This window comes from Brevundimonas sp. (assembly GCF_032017145.1).
Taxonomy (GTDB): domain Bacteria; phylum Pseudomonadota; class Alphaproteobacteria; order Caulobacterales; family Caulobacteraceae; genus Brevundimonas.
In genome coordinates this window covers 1-2,746 of sequence record NZ_DALZQC010000194.1, presented here as the reverse complement: position 1 = coordinate 2,746, position 2,746 = coordinate 1, and the positions used below count along the sequence as shown (strand labels likewise).

General features: G+C 67.9%; 3 protein-coding genes and 1 pseudogene. All 4 read right to left on the bottom strand.

What is annotated here, in order from left to right; translation table 11 throughout:
- Window positions 1–271: pseudogene (locus RTU05_RS17760) on the bottom strand (PhoH family protein); the annotation flags it as partial.
- Complete coding sequence (gene miaB / locus RTU05_RS17755) at window positions 271–1,707, bottom strand: tRNA (N6-isopentenyl adenosine(37)-C2)-methylthiotransferase MiaB (protein ID WP_312599616.1); 1,437 nt, start codon at window positions 1,705–1,707, stop codon at window positions 271–273. The gene miaB and the pseudogene RTU05_RS17760, both read right to left, overlap by 1 nt.
- 54 nt (window positions 1,708–1,761) lie before the next feature.
- Window positions 1,762–2,247 carry a Fur family transcriptional regulator gene (locus tag RTU05_RS17750; protein WP_248119406.1) on the bottom strand — a complete coding sequence of 162 codons (486 nt, stop codon included), beginning with the start codon at window positions 2,245–2,247 and terminating at the stop codon, window positions 1,762–1,764.
- 27 nt (window positions 2,248–2,274) lie between these two features.
- A complete protein-coding gene (gene rimI, locus RTU05_RS17745) occupies window positions 2,275–2,718 on the bottom strand; it encodes a ribosomal protein S18-alanine N-acetyltransferase (protein ID WP_312599617.1) in 444 nt (147 codons plus the stop codon).
- Window positions 2,719–2,746 lie beyond the last annotated feature (28 nt).

Below are 2,746 nucleotides of genomic sequence, written 5' to 3'. Positions count from 1 at the left end.
TTCCTCGCCCTCCGCGCGCCTGGCCCAAGGCCGCACGCACATCGGCCTCGGTGACCTCGGCGCCCAGGGCCGCGCGCTTGGCCAGGTCCTCGATCACCCGGCGGGCGTCGGATCGGTCGCGCGTGCCGCCGTTGACCGAGACCCCGCCGCCCGGCGCCTCGACCAGCACCTTGAAGGCGTCCTCGATCAGGGCGACGTGGCGGCTGTTCGGCCCGATGACCGCGCGCAGTTCAGCGTCATTCAGCGGTACGAACTCGGACTCTCTCGCCATCAGGCGGCCTTTTCTGATCGGGTCGGCGCAGCGTTCGGCTGCTGGAGCCCATTGGGTGGGACAAGTCGGCCGTGCAGACTGTTCTGCTGGCCCACGATGATCTCGACCGGAACGATCTGGCCGATCAGATGATCCGCGTCATCGACATGGACCGATTGCAGATAGGGGGATCGACCGATGGCCTGCCGACGGTGGGCGTGACGACCCTTGCGGTCGAACAGGACGTTCAGAACCTTGCCCGCCTGGGCTTCGTTGAAGGCGGTCTGCTGGTCGGTCAGCAGGGCGATCAAACGGTGCAGCCGCTCCCTGGCCGCCTCCGGCTCGACCTGTTTGCCCATGCCAGCGGCGGGCGTGCCGGGGCGGGGCGAATACATGAAGGCGAAGGCCCCCGCGTAGTTCACGCGCCGCACCAGATCCAACGTGTCCTCGAACTCCCTGTCCGTCTCGCCGGGAAAGCCGACGATGAAATCCCCCGCCAGCGCCATGTCGGGCCGCGCCTGACGGATGCGGTCGATCAGATCGAAATAATTCTGGCGCCCGTGCTTCCTGTTCATCAGCCGCAGGATGCGGTCCGATCCCGCCTGAACCGGCAGGTGCAGATAGGGCATCAGGGCGTCCAGATCGGCATGGGCGGCGATCAGGTCGTCGCTCATGTCATTGGGGTGGCTGGTCGTATAGCGGATGCGGTCCAGGCCGGGGATTTCGGCCAGGGCGTAGGCCAGTTCGGCCAGGGTCGCCTTCTTTCCATCCGGCCGTTCGCCGTCATAGGCGTTGACGTTCTGGCCCAGAAGCGTGACCTCGCGCACGCCGCGATCCGCCAGTTGCCGCGCCTCCTCCAGCACCGAGGCCAGCGGCCGCGACCATTCCGCGCCGCGCGTATAGGGCACGACGCAGAAGGTGCAGAACTTGTCGCAACCCTCCTGCACCGTCAGGAAGGCGGTCGGCCCCTTGGTCCCGCGCGCGGCAGGCAGGGCGTCGAACTTGTCGTCGGGGGCGAAGTCGGCGCCGATCCGCTCGCCCCGCGCCCGCGCCGTGCGGGTCAGCAGTTCGGGCAGCTGATGATAGGCCTGCGGGCCGACGACGATGTCGACGGCGGGCTGGCGCTTCATGATCTCCTCGCCCTCGGCCTGGGCGACGCAGCCGGCGACGGCGATGGTCATGTCCCCGCCCGTCTCGCGCTTGATGTCGCGCAGCTCGCGCATCTTGCCCAGCTCGGAATAGACCTTTTCCGCCGCCTTCTCGCGGATGTGGCAGGTGTTCAGGATGACGAAGTCGGCCTCGGCCACGTCCTCCGTCGTCGCATAGCCCAGCGGGCGCAGGACATCGGCCATGCGCTCGCTGTCATAGACATTCATCTGACAGCCATAGGTCTTGATGAACAGACGCTTGGTCGCGTCCGTCGCCTTGGCTGGCTTGGGAACCAGGGTATCGGTCATGGGCGGCTTATGATCGCCCGGACAGGCGACGACAAGACAGGGACGGAAACAGGCTCAGCCCGCGTCCACATCGGCCGGATCGACCCGCGCGGCGTGACGCTTGAAGATCAGGCCTTCGCGCTGCGACGGTTCGGCGCCCTCGATCGGCACGCCGTAAAGCTCCAGCTTGTGGCCGATCAGCTGGAAGCCCAGACGTTCGGCGATCTCGGTCTTCAGGCGTTCGATCTCGGCGTCGAAGAACTCGATCACCTCGCCCGACTTGGTGTCGATCAGGTGGTCATGGTGGTCGTCGCCCGCCTCTTCATAGCGGCTGCGACCGTCGCCGAAGTCATGCTTCTCGACCACGCCCGCCTCTTCGAACAGGCGCACGGTGCGATAGACGGTGGCGATGGAGATGTGGGGATCGATGGCCGAGGCGCGGCGGTACAGCTCCTCGACATCGGGGTGGTCCTCGGCGTTCGACAGCACGCGGGCGATCACCCGGCGCTGTTCGGTCATGCGCATGCCGCGGTCGGCGCAAAGTTTTTCGATCCGGTCCATGACCCTAGGATAGGGATTCGTCGCGCGTCAGGGAAGCGTCGGCGTGACGGGATCGAAAGACAGATCGCGACGCAGGGCCAGGGCGTCGATCCGGCGCCCGTCCGGGCCGGGGTAATAGGCTTTTCGACGGCCGATTTCGACGAAGCCGGCGCGGGCGTACAGGGCGCGCGCCGCCGCATTGTCCTCGGCCACTTCCAGAAACAGGCTCGCGGCGCCGGCGTCCTCGGCGGCGACGCAGGCGCGCCCGACCAGGCGGCGGCCCAGACCCTGGCGGCGTGCATCGGGTCGGACGGCCAGGGTCAGGATTTCCGCCTCGTCCAGCACCACGCGGATCAGGATGAAGCCGTCAGCCTCTACGCCCAGCAGCACGCCCGGCTGGGCCAGAAGGTCGGTGAAGGCTCGGGCGTCCCACGGCGAGGCGAAAGCCTCGGCGTGCAGGGCGGCCAGAACGTCCGGGGGCGTCGCGCTCATGCCGCGGGCTGGCGCGGCTGGCCCGGCA